Source organism: Bacillus sp. 03113 (assembly GCF_006546985.1).
Taxonomy (GTDB): Bacteria; Bacillota; Bacilli; order Bacillales; family Cytobacillaceae; genus VATK01.
The window spans coordinates 1-15,711 of the sequence record NZ_VATK01000020.1 but is presented as its reverse complement, the minus strand read 5'-3'; the positions used below and the strand labels follow the sequence as shown (position 1 = coordinate 15,711).

Here is a 15,711-nt window from a genome sequence, read left to right as displayed (position 1 = left end):
TATGATGGATTATAAGGATAATATTTGGAAACTATATGCCATTCGATTTTGTCAAAATCTTATACCTGCATATGTGATTGAAAGACTTTTCTGGGAACAGAGAGACATGACTATTCAGATGGTCATATATACAGAAATTATTTTCGCGATTACCGTTGTTTTGCTTGAGGTTCCAACAGGAATCATTGCTGATAAGTGGGGCAGAAAGAAAATGATTGTGCTAAGCTCCTTATTGCAATGTTGCGAATTTATTATCCTCGTGTTTGCAACGGATTTTTGGCATTTTGCTGCTGCTATTTTTTTAGCAGGTATTGGTCGATCTACTAGCAGCGGGTCTGAAAATGCACTGCTCTATGATTCATTAAAGGAAAATGGCAAAGAGCAAGCTTTTGAAAAGTATTTTGGCCGCTTGAATGTGTGTGATTTTATTTCCGCAATCATCGCAGCCATGTGCGGCAGTTTTTTGGCAAGCAGATTTGGGTTTCAGTTAAATTATTGGATATCGTTTGTTAGTTCGCTTGTTTCTGTATGGATGGCATTGCTGTTAATTGAGCCTGCTGGTAAAAGCATTACCAATAATTCAATCGAGGTTAGAAAATATATAAAAACATCTGTGACCTTTTTCAGAAAAAATCCAGAAGTGTGCCTTGTGGTGCTTTCAGGAATGGTTATTGGTGCTGCTTTAAGCTTTATCGATGAGTTTTGGCAACTGTATTTAAATAGATTAAAGATTCCAGTTTTATATTTTGGTTTATTTTCAACAGTTATTATGCTTTTAAGGCTTCCAGGAAATATCATTGCCTACCATTTGAAAAACCGATTCCGCTATAGGGGAATACTTGTGAGCGTGACTGTAGTTTTTTCATCAGGTTTTTTATATGTATCAGTGATCAAAGACTTTACCAGTTTAGGAGCAATTTTTATCATTTGCTTGTTCTCAGGTATTATGGAACCTATTACAGCTGGCTATTTGCATCATCGAATTGATTCTTCCATGAGAGCAACCATTGATTCTTTTCAGTCATTGGGGCTGAATGCAGTTCTAATCATGACAGGTTTGGGCTTTGGTTATTTTTCATCCAAATTTGATGTTTTCGGCGGATTTGGTTTCGTTTCATTCGTTTGTACGGTGTTTTTGGTTTATTTTTTATTTGCATCTAAAAAGACAATTGAATCATAAAATAGAAAGGGCTGCCTCTAGGGCAGCTTTTATTCGTTGATGCAATTCTTTAAATGTCTATTCGGCTCTATTTTGAATATGTTTTCACTAGGCTTCCTTACTTAAGTTTTTTCCTCTATTTTCAACCAGTCTTGAGCCCATTGTTCAATTTGTTTCAAAACAGGTTCTAAGGCTAGACCTTTTTCTGTTAAAGAATATTCGATTCGAACCGGGGTTTCAGGGAAGACATCTCTTTTAATTATTCCATGCTGCTCTAAATCCTTTAGTCTCTCTGAAAGAACTCTTCCGCTGATTGCAATAGAGGATTCAAGTGTTTTAAATCGTTGAGGACCAGAAAGCAATTGATAGATAATCAAGCCCGTCCATCGTTGGCTTAAAATAGTGATTGCTTTTTCAAATTTTGGACACAGGGTCGATTGGTTCACGTTTATTCACCTCTAAGGCTATTTTATAATAAGAATAAGTTGATGACAAATCATTATTAATTTACTTGACTTAATTAAATTGTAATTATATACTAACTTACATAAAGTAACTAAAGATTAAACTCATATTAGGTTGTGTAGCTTTTCATGAGAATGTTTTTTACCAGGAGGCAGGAATTATGGATTTTCATCGCAAACCAACTATATTTGTAAATCAAGTAGTCTTAAAGGTATCGGATTTAAAACGTTCGCTTGCGTTTTATGAAAAGTTGATTGGTTTTAAAATCCTCGAACAGTCAGAAAGAAAAGTGGTATTAACGGCAGACGGCAGAACTCCATTACTATCGATTGAGCAGCCAGATGATGTGATTCAGAAACAATTGCGTACAACGGGACTATATCATTTTGCACTTTTATTGCCTACTCGTGCTGATTTAGGAAAAATATTATACCACTTTATTCAAAATGGTTATCCGCTTCAAGGGGCATCCGATCATTATGTAAGTGAAGCTCTTTATTTTGCAGATCCCGATGGGAATGGCATTGAAATATACGCAGACCGGCCAGCTGCAACCTGGAATTGGAAAAATGGCAAAGTGACAATGCCCACTGTAGCTTTAGATGCAGAAAATCTTCTTGAAGAAGGTAAAGGAGATCCTTGGGATGGACTTCCTGCTGATACCGTAATGGGGCATATTCATTTACATGTTTCTGACCTGCAAAAAGCAGAGGATTTTTACTGCAAAGGACTTGGATTTGACGTTGTAAGCCAGTATGGTAATCAAGCACTTTTTATCTCAACAGGCGGGTATCATCATCATATTGGATTAAATATATGGAATGGAGTAGGAGCGCCTCCGCCTCTTGAAAATAGTGTTGGACTGAAATGGTTCTCACTAGTATATCCGAATGAGGAAGCTAGAAAAAAAGTGATCGAGCAATTAAAAGGAATAGGTGCTTGGATTAACGAAAAAGACGGCGTTGTCATTACGAAAGACCCTTCGGAGAATCATATTCAACTTTTTGTATAAATATAACAAATAACTAATTAGGAGGTATATACGATGAGCTTTTTACAAAAATTATTCGGTGAACCAAGTGATAAGGAGGCAAGTGCTATGACAAGCACAAAAGATTTTTATGCAGCGGTAGAATCAAGACGCTCGATTTATGGGATTAGCAGCGAGGCTGTTGTTTCAGATGAACGAATAAAAGAAGTAATAAGCCATGCTGTGCAGCATACCCCTTCCGCATTCAATTCTCAAAGTACAAGAGTAGTTGTTTTATTAGGTGAAAATCATAAAAAATTATGGAACATCACCAAAGAAACATTAAGAAAAAAGGTTCCTGCAGATAAATTTGGGCCAACAGAACAAAAAATGAATGCATTTGGAAGCGGTTATGGCACCGTATTATTCTTTGAAGACATGAATGTCATTGAATCACTTCAAAAGCAATTTGCTTCATATGCTGACAACTTCCCTATTTGGTCACAACATACAAGCGGGATGCATCAATATGTAATATGGACATCCTTAGAACTAGAAGGTTTCGGTGCAACGTTACAGCACTATAATCCACTTATTGACGATGAAGTGAAAGAAGAATGGAACATTCCAAGCAGTTGGAAATTGATTGCTCAAATGCCATTTGGCAAACCAACTGCTCCTGCCGGGGAAAAAGAGTTCAAACCTTTAGAAGACCGAGTTAAATTTTATTAAATAATGAGATAAGAGGGTGCCCCTAAAAGTTATACTTTTGGGACACCCTCTGAATGATGGTCAACGATTAATATTCGAAAACTTGATTTTTTAAATGGTGTTCCATATGTTCAAGATAGTCTTGAATCAGCCACTCTAGTGTCATTAGCTGATTATTGCCTATATCACATAGATAAGATCGTTTTTCACTGGGTATCTTTGAAATCACTTTTATGATTTTTTTATTTAAGCTGCACCATAGATTTAGTATTTCTTCAATTGGTATGTCTTGATAACCTTGTAGTTCTACCCACTGATTTTGATTATAGGGGTTAAGGAGAAAAGGCTGTTGTTCATATTGAATTTTGATAAATCTTTCAAGATTATTAATAGCTGAGTCACATAAATGACCCAATATCTCTTTTTTTGACCATTTATGAGGCATAGGCCGGTGTGACACCTTTAATTCAGACATCTGGCTGAACTCCTCTGGAACCTTAATAATCCAATGATTTAATTGATCTATAACGTTTTGCATGTTTTACCCCCTCATTGATTAAACTAAATCTAATTATTTCTTCATTCTATCAATGTTTTTTAATAAGGTCATAAATTGAGAATCCTATTTAAAGCTTTCACTTATTCCTTTCTGCTTTGAATTTATTAATGACTTCTATCATACTCATTTCACCAAGATTTCCTTCTTTACGCTTCCTTATCGCTAAGGAGTTATTCTCCATTTCTTTATCGCCGATGATCATCATATAAGGAACCTTTTGTATTACAGCCTCTCTAATTTTTAATCCAATTTTCTCAATTCTGTCATCGATCTCAACTCGAAATCCAGCTGATTCTAATTGTCCTTTGACTTGATTTGCGTAAGATGATTGAGAATCAGAAATAGGCAATAGCTTTGCTTGTATTGGAGCTAGCCAAAATGGGAAATCTCCTTCATAATGCTCAATTAAAATAGCCATAAACCGTTCGATTGAACCGTAAATTGCTCGATGGATCATAATGGGACGGTGCTGTTTCTGATCCTCTCCAATATAATGACAATTGAACTTTTCAGGCATAAGGAAATCGAGCTGAACTGTCCCGCACTGCCAACTTCGTCCGAGTGAATCTAGGATGTGATAATCAATTTTTGGACCGTAAAAAGCACCATCACCATGATTGATTTGATAGGGTAATCCTTTTTCCTTTAATACAGATTCGAGAGCTAATTCAGCTTTTTCCCATATTTCAGCTGAGCCCATATAATTTTCTGGTCGAGTAGAAAGCTCAATCTTATAACTGAATCCAAATTCCGAGTAAAACTCATGAATTAAATCCAACACCTTCTCAATTTCGGATTCGATTTGATCCTCTCTTACAAAGAGGTGGGCATCATCTTGAGTAAAAGAGCGAACTCTTAACAGCCCATTTAAAGATCCTGAAAGTTCGTGACGATGGACCAATCCGAGCTCAGCATATCGAATCGGAAGCTCTCGATAGCTCCTACGCTTACTATTAAAAAGTAAAACCGCTCCTGGGCAGCTCATTGGTTTAATCGCATAGGATTGCTCATCCACATTTGCAAAATACATATTTTCGTGATAGTGATCCCAGTGACCAGACTGTTCCCACAGCTCTTGCTTCATCATAATAGGTGTTTTAATTTCTTGATACCCAGCTTTTTGATGCTTATCTTTCCACAAATTTTCAAGTTCATTTCGAATGATCATTCCTTTCGGCAAGAAAAAGGGCATTCCAGGTGCTTCTTCCATTGATAAAAATAATTCCAGCTGCTGACCTAATTTTCTATGGTTCCGTCTTTCTACTTCTTTTTCAATTGACATGTTAATTCCTCCTATTTTTCAATAAAAAAAGACCGCACTCATCCCAAAAGAAGGGACGAGTGCGGTCGTGGTTCCACCCAAATTCCGCAACATACAAAAGTATATTACGCTTAAAAAGATAACGGTCATCCCGATTATGGATACTAAGTTGAACCTTTCCCCATAATAGCTCTAAGGTGGTAAATCAATCTCTTTTCTACAGGGCTTGCAGCCAATGACCCTGTTCTCTGGTAAGAAAATAAAGAAAGATTCATGTCCTTATCAAAGCATTGCATATATAAAATAAAAAACCGCACTCATCCCAAAAAGAAGGGACGAGTACGGTCGTGGTTCCACCCAAATTCCGTAACATACAAGTATATATTACGCTTAAAAAGATAACGGTCATCCCGATTATGGATACTAAGTTGCTTCCCCATAATAGCTCCAAGGTGGTAAATCAAACTTTTTTCTACAAGGCTTGCAGCCAATGACCCTGTTCTCTAGTAAGAAAATAAAGAAAGATTCGTGTCCTTATCAAAGCACTATATTATAAAATAAAAAACGCACTCATCCCAAAAGAAGGGACGAGTGCGGTCGTGGTTCCACCCAAATTCCGTAACATACAAAAAAGGTACATTACGCTTAAAAAGATAACGGTCATCCCGATTATGGATACTAAGCTGAACCTTTCCCCATAATAGCTCCAAGGTGGTAAATCAATCTCTTTTCTACAGGGCTTGCAGCCGATGGCCCTGTTCTCTAGAAAGAAAATAAAGAAAGATTCATGTCCTTTTCTTAGCCATAAATAATAATTGGTAAATATTTCTCGTTCATTGTAAGATGAAAATAATGTAATGTCAAGGACTTGCATGAACTTTATTTAATCATATTGTGGGGGGACAACTTTGATGAACGAGCTGCAATTTATTAAAAATTATAGAGACGATGATCAATTAAGAAAGGGCTTTTTTGAGCTTGCTAACAGTATTTTTGGTTTAAATTTTGAAAGCTGGCATGAAAAAGGTTTTTGGGGAAATAGATATATCCCTTTTTCATATGTTGATAGAAATAAAGTCGTAGCAAATGTTTCGGTTAATATGATCGATTTCATTATTCAAGGAAAGTCGTATCGTGCTTTACAGATTGGAACAGTCATGACGCATCCTGATTATCGGAAAACAGGGCTTTCGGCGAGCTTAATGACTAAGGTTTTAGAAGAATATGAAGGCAAATATGATTTCATGTATCTTTTTGCGAATCAAAGTGTTCTAAATTTTTACCCGAAGTTTGGTTTTAAAATAGTAGATGAGTATCAATTTTCTATGAAATTTTCATCAATCCTTAAACAAAGAAATGAACTACGTAAACTTGATACAACAAATAGTGATGATATTCATTTTATTGATCAGTTTGCTAAAAATAGATCACCTGTTTCTCAGAGATTTGGGACTAAAAATGCTCACAGCATCTTTATGTATCATTGCCTGAATGTTTTTTATAACGATTTATATTTTTTAGAGTCGGAGGATGCTATTGTCATCTTTAACAAAGGCGTAAATCAAATTGATATTTTAGACATTATTAGTAAAAGGCCTGTAGACATTAACAATATTCTTATGAAGATTTCAGGAGAAGGTACTTATAAGATCGTTTTTCATTACACGCCAGATTATAAAGGGATAATATTTGATTGTAATCTTATTAATGGGAGCGGAACATTATTTGTAAAAACGAATGGTCAGTTTTGTTTTCCAGAACATGTTAAGCATCCTGTTACGTCTGTAGCGTAATAAATGAGGAGGGGTTTAATGGACGAATTTCCAGTAACGTTTCAAATGGGTCATGTTACTTTTCAATTAAGAGAATATCATAATTTTGATTGGCTTAGTCGTTTAGGAGAAGTTTTTTGCATTTTTAATCAACAAGATTCTGGGAATATATGCTTTGGTGTTGAAAAAGACGGTAAGAAACAGTTTGTGAAATATGCAGGTGCCAAAACGTTGGAGTATTCCGGAGATCCTCAAGACGCTATAAATCGCCTGAAGAAAGCTACCTCACTTTATGAAGAATTAAGCCATCCGAATTTAGTTAAATTAGTCGATCATTTTAAAATTGATAATGGTTATGTTATGATTTTTGACTGGTTTGAAGGAGAGTGTCTTCATTCGCACTGGTCCTTTCCACCTCCTGCTAAATACAACCACCCAGATTCTCCGTTTTTTCGTTATAAGCAATTGCCAATTCATCATAGGTTATCTTCATTGGATCGTATTATTAGTTTTCATTTACATATTCAAAGAAAAAACTATGTCGCTGTTGATTTTTACGATGGTAGTATTTTATATGATTTTAAAAATAATAGAACGATGATTTGCGACATAGACTTGTACCAGAGAAAACCCTTTAAAAATACGATGGGGAGGTTATGGGGTTCTTCACGATTTATGTCCCCTGAAGAATTTGAGCTTGGTGCGGATATTGATGAAGTAACAAATGTGTATAATATGGGAGCAATAGTGTTTGGCCTTTTGGGTGGTGGACTCGACCGTTCTTACTCTAAATGGGAGGCGGAAAAAGAACTTTTTAAAGTAGCTGCTAAGGCAGTTAAGCCTAATAGGGACCAGCGTTATTCATCTGTTGAAGAATTTTTATTCAGCATGGAAAGAAGCTCTTATAAAGGTAAAGCACTAACAATTCTTGTAGGTGAGAATAATCGTATATTGGAAGAAAACCAGCAATCACACAAAAGCATTTAGGTAGCATAATTAATTAATAAATTAAGAAAAAGCCTGTTCTTGATCCATTTTTTTCAAAAACAGGCTGTTGTGCATTTTTATGTTGAAAGATTATAACTGTCTAGACTATTTCTTTACTTCACATCAGAATAATGCAAAACAATTGGTTCAGATTCAAAATAAGGCGAGATTAATTTCTCCCATTCCTTGAAAACATCACTTTTCACAAAGGTTTCTGTGTGATCTTCGATTGTTCTCCAGTGGACAACAAGTAGAAATTGATTAGGTTTTTCATAGTTTTGAAGCAATTCATGGCCTATATATCCCTCGGCAGATGTTAAATAAGGAAAGGCTTTATGAATAGTGCTAATAAATTCCTGTCTGGAAAATGGATTAATTGTTAGATAGGCATGTTCTTTAATCATTTTACAGATTTACATCCTATTTATTTAAATATCTTTTAATGCCTTCAACCACGTAATCATGGTCAAGCTGAGCTGTTAGACCAGCAACTGTTACAGAACCGATGACCCCAACATCCTTCACACGGATCGGAAAAGAGCCCCCTACAGCTTGATATTCTGCTGGAGATAACAGAGAGCTTAGATCATGCGTTGTGCCTGATGCTTCAAATCGTGCTGCGATATAATATGAGCTGCGGTTGTAATGTTCAACAACGCGTTTTTTTCTCTGTAGCCAGAATACATTTTCTTCTGATGTTCCATCCATTAAATGCGTAAAAAGTGGCACACGATTACGTTCAATATGAATGGCAACCGATTTGCCGTTTTCTTTAGCGTAATTAATGAGGGTCATGCCTAAAAGTAAGGCATCTTCGTTCGTAAAGTGTTTAAACTGCAACTCATTTTCTAATTGCTCAAGCTGTTGTAGGCTCATGTATCATCTCTCCCTTAAAAAAGATTTTGTTTTTTATCGAATGAATAGTTTATTGCAGCAAGAAGAAGAGCAATTGCAATCATAATCGCACCAATCCAGGCAGTATCCAAATAGGTTAAGTGATCGACTGCTAATCCACCTAAAACAGAGCCGGCAGCAATCCCAACATTAAATGCTGAAATATTTAGGGCAGACGCAAGATCCTTTGCAGATGGAACTAGCTTTTCAGCTAACGATACGATATAAGCTTGCACGCCTGGAGACATCATAAAGGCAAGCAGCCCTAATAAAATAATTGATAGAATACTAAGAGATTTGCTTGGCAGAAGCCATATTTGTAAAAGAAGAAAAATACCTTGAACGAAAAAGATCCAACGCAAAGCTTTGACAGGATGCTCGTTTGCCATTTTCCCCCCAAGGATATTTCCAATGGCTACTGCAATCCCATAAACAAGAAGCAAAATGGAAATAGCACTAGAAGAATATCCGCTGATTTCTTCTAGAATGGGAGAAAGATAGGTAAATAAGGCAAACGTTCCTCCAAATCCGAATGCTGTCATAAGTAAAGCAAGAAGGATGCGCTGATTTTTTATTAGCTCACCGACATCCTTAAATGTAGGCGGATTCCCTTGATTTTTTACTTTATCGATAGCGAATATATTGACAATAAAGGCAATGAGCCCTAGGAAGGCAACTGTGCCAAAAGTAGCGCGCCATCCAAAGTGCTGCCCAATATACGTTCCTAAAGGAACACCAACGATGGTCGCAACGGTTAATCCGGTAAACATAATTGATATCGCTGTTCCTTTTTTATTGTCAGGGACGATATCTGTTGCGACGATGGCTGCTATTGCGAAAAACACCCCATGTGAAATGGCTGTTACAACACGTGAGAACATTAAGAGCTCATACGATCCAGCTAGAGCTGAAAGCAGATTTCCTAATGTAAAGATTGCCATTAATATGAGCAGAAAGGCTTTTTTAGGAACACGGCCTGTTATTACCGTGATGACAGGAGTTCCAACAGCGATCGCGATTGCATATCCTGAAATCAATGCTCCAGATTTTGTAACGGTGATGCTTAAGTCATCAGCAATCGTTTGCAGTAAGCCGACGATGACAAATTCGGTTGTTCCAATGGCAAAAGCACTTACGGCTAAAGAAAGTAAACCAATATATACTTTTGTAGACATTTCCTACTCCTTCCCCTATTTGTTGCACAAAAATAATTGAAGCCTTAGAGCATTTTAGACATTTGAGCGCTGGATTGAATCAGTTTTTTACTGATTGTTTTGTCCCATTTTTTATTCAAACGTGCAGCTGGTCCTGATAAAGCGACAGCAGCTATTACTTCTCCTTCATATATAATGGGAACGGCAATGCATCTTAACCCAATTTCAGTTTCCTCATCATCCACTGCATAACCCTGTGAACGAATGACCTTCAAATGCTCCTTCAGCAAGTGAAGATCGATAAATGTGTTCTCTGTTTTTTGTATTAGAATTAATTGTTTGAGTAAGCTTTCACACTTATGTTCTTCTAAAAAAGCCATAATAACTTTTCCAAGAGCATTTAGATGCGCAGGAGCACGTTCTCCAACTTCTGAGCAGGTTCGGACATAATGTTTTCCATCAATCACTTGAGTGGTTACAACATCGGTTCCATTTAATACCCCGATATAAACAGTTTCTCCAATTTCAGAGCTTAATTGATAAAGTGGAGGAACGGATAACCAGTTTAATCTAGCATTATAGGGATTTGTTCTGCCCCCTATTTTAGTGGTGACGCTGTATGAATGATCTGTTTTTTTGATGTACCCCATTTGTTCGAGCGTGTACAGTAAACGAAAGGTTGTCGATTTATTTAACGAAAACTTTTTCATTAGTTCACTTAATGTCATACTTTCTTCCTGTTGTAGAGCATTTAAGATTAGGAGTCCTTTTTTCAAAGTGGCCACTTCGTATTGACTCACTGCCATCACCTCTTTCTCCTTGATACGTTTATATTAAAGGCATGGAAAAGTTAAATCAAAAAAAGAACTATTTGTTTCTATATTTGAAACTTCAAGTTAGTTAATTTGTGATTAAGGAAGATGGAATATGAAAAATCCCATGAATACAGGATTTTGATTATGACATGAAGAATATTTCGAAAAAAGCTTTTTTCCAAGGAGGCATACTATGATTCAATTGCCAAATCAATTTGTACAAACAATTAAAGATGTACATAAGCACAAAGCGGAAAAATGGTTAGCTGATTTTGATCAACTAATTGAAGATTGTGAGAAGCGATGGGATATGAAAGTTTTGGCTCCATTTGACTTATCATACAATTTTGTTGCACCTGCGAAGCGAAAAGACGGGACTGATGTTGTTATAAAGCTTGTTGTCCCGAGCGAAGAATTTCTTTCTGAAGTTGAAGCACTTACCCTATTTAACGGAAACGGCATGGTTAAAATCATCGATGTGGATCTAGAAAAAGGGATTGTAATTCTGGAACGATTAATTCCTGGAAAAACTCTAGCCTCATTAGTAGATGAAGAAGAAGCAACACGTATTGCTTCACAAGTAATGAAAAAATTATGGATTCCTGCACCAAACACCTCAAACATTCCCACAACAAGACAGATGGAACAGAAATTGATCCGGATATTTCAAAAATATCCTGAAGGGTTCGGTCCAATCACAAAGGAAATTCTTCAAGAAGCAGTTGATACTTTTAAAATGATGAATAGTAGACGAAGCAACTTATTTTTACTACACGGAGATTTACATCATTACAATATTTTGATTGGGAAAGGAGAATCGTGGGTTGCGATTGACCCGAAAGGTTTAATTGGGGACAGGGAATATGATGTCATTCAATTTTTGCTAAATAAATTGCCAGATTACCATTTGGAAACAGTGATTGAAAAGCGAATTGATATTTTAGTAGAAGAACTAAATTTAGACAAACAAAGCATTCTATCATGGGGTTTTTCGCATACGGTACTCGCAACATGTTGGACGATTCAGGAGGATGGTCGTTACGACAAAACATTTTTTAAGGCTATAAATGCTTTCAAATGTTTATTAAAAAACATTGATTATTAGCTCAGAAAATTGGTAGGAGAAGCAGCATTACCCACTAAAATCTATAGGTAATAGAAGATGTCTAATTGCAACAAAAAAACCGAGGCAAAAGACTGCATCGGCTTTTTGTTCACGATCAATAAGTTAGATTTTTTGTATTGCTTCAAGTTCTTTTTGATTAAGTACATTTTGTAGTGGTTCATGATGAACAAATCGTCGGATGTTCTCAACGGTCACTTCTGCAATTCGATTCGCACTTTCAAGGGTTGTACCACCGACATGGGGTGTGGCGATCAAATTATCCAGATGGTGGAGCTCCTCGGTTGGAGGCTCCGTTTCAAACACATCGAGAGCGGCGCCGGATATCTTTCTTTGTTCTAAAGCTTCAAATAATGCTTTACCATCTACTACCGCTCCCCGAGAGATATTAATCAAGAATGCGGACTCTTTCATCTTGCTGAGCGCTTGCTTATCAATAAGATGATAGGTCGATTTTTTCAGAGATGTACCCACTACGATATAATCGGAATCTGAAAGCAATTGATCAAATTCTACGAAGTTGACGCCCAGCTTATTTGCAGCTGCATCATCCCTGTGATTCCCATAAGCAATCATTTTCATGTCAAAGACTTTCGCATAATGAGCAATGATCTGCCCAATAGACCCAAATCCAATAATGCCCAATGTTTTGTCTTTCAATTCAAATCCTGTACTTTGTACCCATTTTCCGTCTTTTGTTTTCTGGTCCAGCTGTGGAATGGTTCTAGAAAGGGAAATCATGAGTCCGATGGCTAGTTCGGCGACAGCATTAGCATTTTGACCAGCAGCATTGCTGACGATAATTCCTTTTTGTGTAGCATAGGCAACATCAATATTATCAACACCGGTACCTGTTTTAATAATATACTTTAGTTCGGGTGCTGCATCGATAACCTCCCGATCGGCGAGTGCAACCGCCGTTATGTATATAGTTGCATTTTTAATGTTTTCTATGATCAATTCCTTGCTTTTATTTTCGTCAACCATTAGGACTGTCACATCCACTCCTAAATCTTTTATTCGCTGGACAAAAGATTCGTGAATGGGATAATACGCTTTTCCTACACTAAAAAGAACCTTCATACTGAATTTCCTTCCTTTCTATATTAAAAATAATCTTGTAGGATCTTAACATCCTGCTAGTCATGCAATGAATTGAATGATCTAGTTTAATAGATTTTCGAAGTCAATGCTTGTTCGATAAGCATAATAGCCTGTTCAAGATTCTGGTCAGACGTTGCACAAGATAGTCTCAAATAGTTCTCATACTTCGATCCAAATGCAGTGCCTGGAGTAACTGCAACCTTTACCTGATCCAGCAGATATTCGGCAATTTCATTGGAGGTGTAATCGCGAAAATGTATTTCAGGAAATACATAAAATGCACCTTCAGGATATGGGCAGGATACACCAGGTATTTGATTTAAAGCAGAGACGACCCGATTAACACGTTTTTCATAACAGCTTCTCATGTATTCTACTTCATCTGTTAATTTTAAGGCAGCTATACCCGCATACTGAATAAAAGAAGTAGTGCACGTTGCAAGATGCCCTTGAATTTTCGATGCGGCCGTAACGAGTTCTTTCGGGAGAACTAAATACCCAAGTCTCCAACCAGTCATTGCTTGTCCTTTTGAAAAGCTTTGGACGGTAATAGTCCGATCCTCCAATCCTGAAACACTTGCTAGAGATATAAACCGATGATCACGAAATACGATCTTTTCATAAACCTCATCTGAAATAATGATTATATTTTTTGCGGTGACAACATCTTTTAAAATCTGAATCTCTTCCTCGGTTAACACTCTGCCTGTTGGATTGTTAGGGTTATTCACAATAATCGCTCGGGTTTTATTCGTGCATGCTGCCATTAGTTTTTCTCTATCTAGCATAAAGTTATCTTCAGGATTCAAATCTACCGTAACAGGTACTCCTCGGGCCATTGTAATTAACGGCTCATAGCTGACCCACGCAGGATTAATGACCAGTACTTCATCCCCTTCATTTAGCAGGCTTGTTAGTGCAACATATAATGCAGGTTTTCCTCCGGCAGTAACAACGATTTGTGATGGATCACATGCTACTCCATTTTCATTCCGCAGCTTTAAAGCGATTTCGTGACGCAGCTCAGGTATCCCATTTGTACTTACATAATGAGTAAACCCCAAATCCATCGCCTTTTCTGCTTCTTTTATGATTGGAGCAGGTGTATGAAAATCAGGCTCCCCTCCGGCAAGGTTAATGATTTTATGTCCTTCTTGCTTTAATGCAAAAACTTTATTTTGAATGGAAACAGTCTTTGATGCGGGCAAATCTTTAATCAGTTGTGCACTTTGCATTGCTTATCAATCTCCTTATCTGTTTTTTATAATTATTTAAATCAAAAAATGGTCCTAGTACTCTTACGGAATTCACATGATTGGTTTTTCTTTTTTATTAATTGTAAGTTTTATCTGAATTGTATCGATAGTATTAATATTTGTAAAATAGAAATTAGTACTTTGAAATATTAATTTTCATATTTAGGAGAGTGAACATGAGGGAATTTCCGTTACATTGATTGAACGACAAATAGTTTAAAAAAGTGCTTTAAAAGCCGTCATGCTTATATTGTATGATTAATTTTTTATAGATTCCAGTATTAATCTTGGTAAGCTGACTTCTACTATATTCAAAGTATTCCTTTTAATAATTAAAGCCTGTTTTGATGAATTTTTTTCAAAAACAGGCTCGTTGTATATAATTTAATTTTCCATACGGACTTGATTTATGAACATTGTTTCAATCATGATCCGTTTTTAAGATTTCTTAAAACCATAGGCATTTTCTTCTCTTCCTCTTTTACCTTCTTCTCTTGAGGCTTGTTATTATTACCTTTAGGAGATTTAAATCTTGCTTCATCCATTCCATCTATGATATTCGTCAATGAGATTCCTCCTTTTTAAATTTTATTATTTCCCAAAGGTGTTAATAAAGATTCATTTCTAATTTTTATGATTAAGGAAATTAGAAGTATGTTATGTTAATTTCTAAAGAATTATCTAAAATTCGGAGCCTTCCAATGTAGATGTGTTAACACCGTTCTAAATTTTGTAACATACTCTTTCTGGAAAGGAGTCCTATAACCTTTAAAGTAGCATAAGAAGATAATACTTAACTCATTTGTTAAAGTATTTGTCAATCTCACTGTTGTCCTTCAAAAAAATTACCTTGTCATTGTATTTGTTTAAAAGATCGAATATTTCTGGCTTATTTTCATTTTCAAAACAGGAGTTCCATTTAAACATATTTATAAAAATTTTTAATGTGGGTTTATAGTTTGCTTTTTCTATTCCTGTTTTTTGTAAAATAAACCTTTTGATAATTCGATAAATCCTTTTCGAATAGGCTGTATCTAAAAATATAATTAAGTCTGCATTCTGAAAGCCTTGCTGTACCCATTGATAATGAATACCTTCTATAATCCAAGCATCGGAATGAATAATTCTATTTAAATATTCATCTCTTTCATCTTCGCTTCTTCTTATATCCCCAGATTTGAATCTTTTCCAAACAACATTATCTAATTCGAAAAACGGAATGTTTAATTTTGTAGACAGATTTCTTGCTAATGTTGTTTTACCGCTTCCAACGGATCCAATAATATGTATTTTAGTAGGATTGTTATTTGCCAATATGATCATCTACAGATGTACTTCGATATGAGTCGTAAAATCTCCTTTTGTCTCGTTCTTTGAATAGAAACGAACATAGAAACCCAATCTATTTTTTATCATTTTTATGCGAGAAGACTCCTTCCTCAAAATGCGTTAGCATTTAGGTGGGTGATGAATCGCCCTTT

General features: G+C 36.0%; 17 protein-coding genes and 3 other annotated features. Of the genes, 6 read left to right on the top strand and 11 right to left on the bottom strand.

Translation table 11 applies throughout. From position 1 onward, the window contains the following. The first annotated feature begins 1 nt into the window (after position 1). A complete protein-coding gene (locus FDO66_RS17190; RefSeq protein ID WP_258535766.1) occupies positions 2–1,180 on the top strand; it encodes an MFS transporter in 1,179 nt (392 codons plus the stop codon). Between the two features lie 101 nt (positions 1,181–1,281). Here the strand turns inward: FDO66_RS17190 and FDO66_RS17185 are convergent, their stop codons facing one another. Further along, positions 1,282–1,605, bottom strand: a complete 324-nt coding sequence (locus FDO66_RS17185) for a winged helix-turn-helix transcriptional regulator (RefSeq protein WP_141433894.1) — start codon at positions 1,603–1,605, stop codon at positions 1,282–1,284. 179 nt (positions 1,606–1,784) lie between these two features. On the opposite strand from FDO66_RS17185, the gene FDO66_RS17180 reads away from it, so the two are divergent. Further along, positions 1,785–2,636, top strand: coding sequence for a VOC family protein (locus tag FDO66_RS17180; protein ID WP_141433893.1), 852 nt, complete (start codon positions 1,785–1,787; stop codon positions 2,634–2,636). 87 nt (positions 2,637–2,723) lie between these two features. Beyond that, on the top strand, positions 2,724–3,326 hold the full coding sequence (locus FDO66_RS17175) for a nitroreductase family protein (RefSeq protein ID WP_258535768.1): 603 nt from the start codon (positions 2,724–2,726) through the stop codon (positions 3,324–3,326). Positions 3,327–3,393: 67 nt separating this feature from the next. Here the strand turns inward: FDO66_RS17175 and FDO66_RS17170 are convergent, their stop codons facing one another. After that, positions 3,394–3,843, bottom strand: a complete 450-nt coding sequence (locus FDO66_RS17170; RefSeq protein ID WP_141433891.1) for a DinB family protein — start codon at positions 3,841–3,843, stop codon at positions 3,394–3,396. 97 nt (positions 3,844–3,940) lie between these two features. Beyond that, positions 3,941–5,146 (bottom strand): threonine--tRNA ligase, encoded by a 1,206-nt coding sequence (thrS, locus tag FDO66_RS17165; protein ID WP_141433890.1) that lies wholly within the window; start codon positions 5,144–5,146, stop codon positions 3,941–3,943. Between the two features lie 48 nt (positions 5,147–5,194). Further along, positions 5,195–5,420, bottom strand: a binding site (T-box leader). Positions 5,421–5,453: 33 nt separating this feature from the next. Further along, positions 5,454–5,675: a binding site (T-box leader), on the bottom strand. A 30-nt stretch (positions 5,676–5,705) separates the two neighbouring features. Then, positions 5,706–5,934 (bottom strand) — a binding site (T-box leader). A gap of 102 nt (positions 5,935–6,036) precedes the next feature. Between thrS and FDO66_RS17160 the strand changes: the two genes are divergently transcribed. Beyond that, positions 6,037–6,918, top strand: coding sequence for a GNAT family N-acetyltransferase (locus FDO66_RS17160; protein ID WP_141433889.1), 882 nt, complete (start codon positions 6,037–6,039; stop codon positions 6,916–6,918). Positions 6,919–6,936: 18 nt separating this feature from the next. Further along, positions 6,937–7,884, top strand: a complete 948-nt coding sequence (locus tag FDO66_RS17155) for a protein kinase family protein (protein WP_141433888.1) — start codon at positions 6,937–6,939, stop codon at positions 7,882–7,884. A gap of 113 nt (positions 7,885–7,997) precedes the next feature. On the opposite strand, the gene FDO66_RS17150 is transcribed toward FDO66_RS17155, so the two are convergent. Genes FDO66_RS17150 through FDO66_RS17135 form a run of 4 tightly spaced genes read right to left on the bottom strand, consistent with a single transcriptional unit; the run spans position 7,998 to position 10,738 of the window. Then, positions 7,998–8,288, bottom strand: a complete 291-nt coding sequence (locus FDO66_RS17150) for an antibiotic biosynthesis monooxygenase family protein (protein WP_141433887.1) — start codon at positions 8,286–8,288, stop codon at positions 7,998–8,000. A 16-nt stretch (positions 8,289–8,304) separates the two neighbouring features. Next, positions 8,305–8,760, bottom strand: a complete 456-nt coding sequence (locus tag FDO66_RS17145; protein ID WP_141433886.1) for a heme-degrading domain-containing protein — start codon at positions 8,758–8,760, stop codon at positions 8,305–8,307. A gap of 14 nt (positions 8,761–8,774) precedes the next feature. Continuing rightward, positions 8,775–9,953, bottom strand: a complete 1,179-nt coding sequence (locus FDO66_RS17140; RefSeq protein ID WP_141433885.1) for an MFS transporter — start codon at positions 9,951–9,953, stop codon at positions 8,775–8,777. A gap of 44 nt (positions 9,954–9,997) precedes the next feature. Next, positions 9,998–10,738 carry an IclR family transcriptional regulator gene (locus FDO66_RS17135; protein ID WP_141433884.1) on the bottom strand — a complete coding sequence of 247 codons (741 nt, stop codon included), beginning with the start codon at positions 10,736–10,738 and terminating at the stop codon, positions 9,998–10,000. Positions 10,739–10,940: 202 nt separating this feature from the next. Here FDO66_RS17135 and FDO66_RS17130 point away from each other — a divergent pair, with 202 nt between their 5' ends. Beyond that, positions 10,941–11,852 (top strand): aminoglycoside phosphotransferase family protein, encoded by a 912-nt coding sequence (locus FDO66_RS17130; protein ID WP_141433883.1) that lies wholly within the window; start codon positions 10,941–10,943, stop codon positions 11,850–11,852. Positions 11,853–11,975: 123 nt separating this feature from the next. Here FDO66_RS17130 and FDO66_RS17125 read toward each other — a convergent pair whose 3' ends face one another. From FDO66_RS17125 to FDO66_RS17115, 4 genes are all read right to left on the bottom strand, one after another. Next, positions 11,976–12,953, bottom strand: a complete 978-nt coding sequence (locus tag FDO66_RS17125; RefSeq protein ID WP_141433882.1) for a 2-hydroxyacid dehydrogenase — start codon at positions 12,951–12,953, stop codon at positions 11,976–11,978. 86 nt (positions 12,954–13,039) lie between these two features. Continuing rightward, positions 13,040–14,209 (bottom strand): pyridoxal phosphate-dependent aminotransferase, encoded by a 1,170-nt coding sequence (locus tag FDO66_RS17120; RefSeq protein ID WP_141433881.1) that lies wholly within the window; start codon positions 14,207–14,209, stop codon positions 13,040–13,042. A 446-nt stretch (positions 14,210–14,655) separates the two neighbouring features. After that, complete coding sequence (locus FDO66_RS20950; protein ID WP_181444624.1) at positions 14,656–14,796, bottom strand: hypothetical protein; 141 nt, start codon at positions 14,794–14,796, stop codon at positions 14,656–14,658. 232 nt (positions 14,797–15,028) lie between these two features. Beyond that, positions 15,029–15,553, bottom strand: a complete 525-nt coding sequence (locus FDO66_RS17115; RefSeq protein ID WP_141433880.1) for an AAA family ATPase — start codon at positions 15,551–15,553, stop codon at positions 15,029–15,031. Positions 15,554–15,711 lie beyond the last annotated feature (158 nt).

Bases quoted from the DNA above. Each gene is read 5' to 3' on its own strand.
- FDO66_RS17150 (WP_141433887.1), bottom strand. From the start codon at position 8,288: ATGATTAAAGAACATGCCTATCTAACAATTAATCCATTTTCCAGACAG.
- FDO66_RS17130 (WP_141433883.1), top strand. From the start codon at position 10,941: ATGATTCAATTGCCAAATCAATTTGTACAAACAATTAAAGATGTACAT.
- FDO66_RS17140 (WP_141433885.1), bottom strand. From the start codon at position 9,953: ATGTCTACAAAAGTATATATTGGTTTACTTTCTTTAGCCGTAAGTGCT.
- FDO66_RS17175 (WP_258535768.1), top strand. From the start codon at position 2,724: ATGACAAGCACAAAAGATTTTTATGCAGCGGTAGAATCAAGACGCTCG.
- FDO66_RS17155 (WP_141433888.1), top strand. From the start codon at position 6,937: ATGGACGAATTTCCAGTAACGTTTCAAATGGGTCATGTTACTTTTCAA.
- FDO66_RS17160 (WP_141433889.1), top strand. From the start codon at position 6,037: ATGAACGAGCTGCAATTTATTAAAAATTATAGAGACGATGATCAATTA.
- FDO66_RS17170 (WP_141433891.1), bottom strand. From the start codon at position 3,843: ATGCAAAACGTTATAGATCAATTAAATCATTGGATTATTAAGGTTCCA.
- FDO66_RS17120 (WP_141433881.1), bottom strand. From the start codon at position 14,209: ATGCAAAGTGCACAACTGATTAAAGATTTGCCCGCATCAAAGACTGTT.
- thrS (WP_141433890.1), bottom strand. From the start codon at position 5,146: ATGTCAATTGAAAAAGAAGTAGAAAGACGGAACCATAGAAAATTAGGT.
- FDO66_RS17125 (WP_141433882.1), bottom strand. From the start codon at position 12,953: ATGAAGGTTCTTTTTAGTGTAGGAAAAGCGTATTATCCCATTCACGAA.
- FDO66_RS17145 (WP_141433886.1), bottom strand. From the start codon at position 8,760: ATGAGCCTACAACAGCTTGAGCAATTAGAAAATGAGTTGCAGTTTAAA.
- FDO66_RS17190 (WP_258535766.1), top strand. From the start codon at position 2: ATGATGGATTATAAGGATAATATTTGGAAACTATATGCCATTCGATTT.
- FDO66_RS17135 (WP_141433884.1), bottom strand. From the start codon at position 10,738: ATGGCAGTGAGTCAATACGAAGTGGCCACTTTGAAAAAAGGACTCCTA.
- FDO66_RS17115 (WP_141433880.1), bottom strand. From the start codon at position 15,553: ATGATCATATTGGCAAATAACAATCCTACTAAAATACATATTATTGGA.
- FDO66_RS17180 (WP_141433893.1), top strand. From the start codon at position 1,785: ATGGATTTTCATCGCAAACCAACTATATTTGTAAATCAAGTAGTCTTA.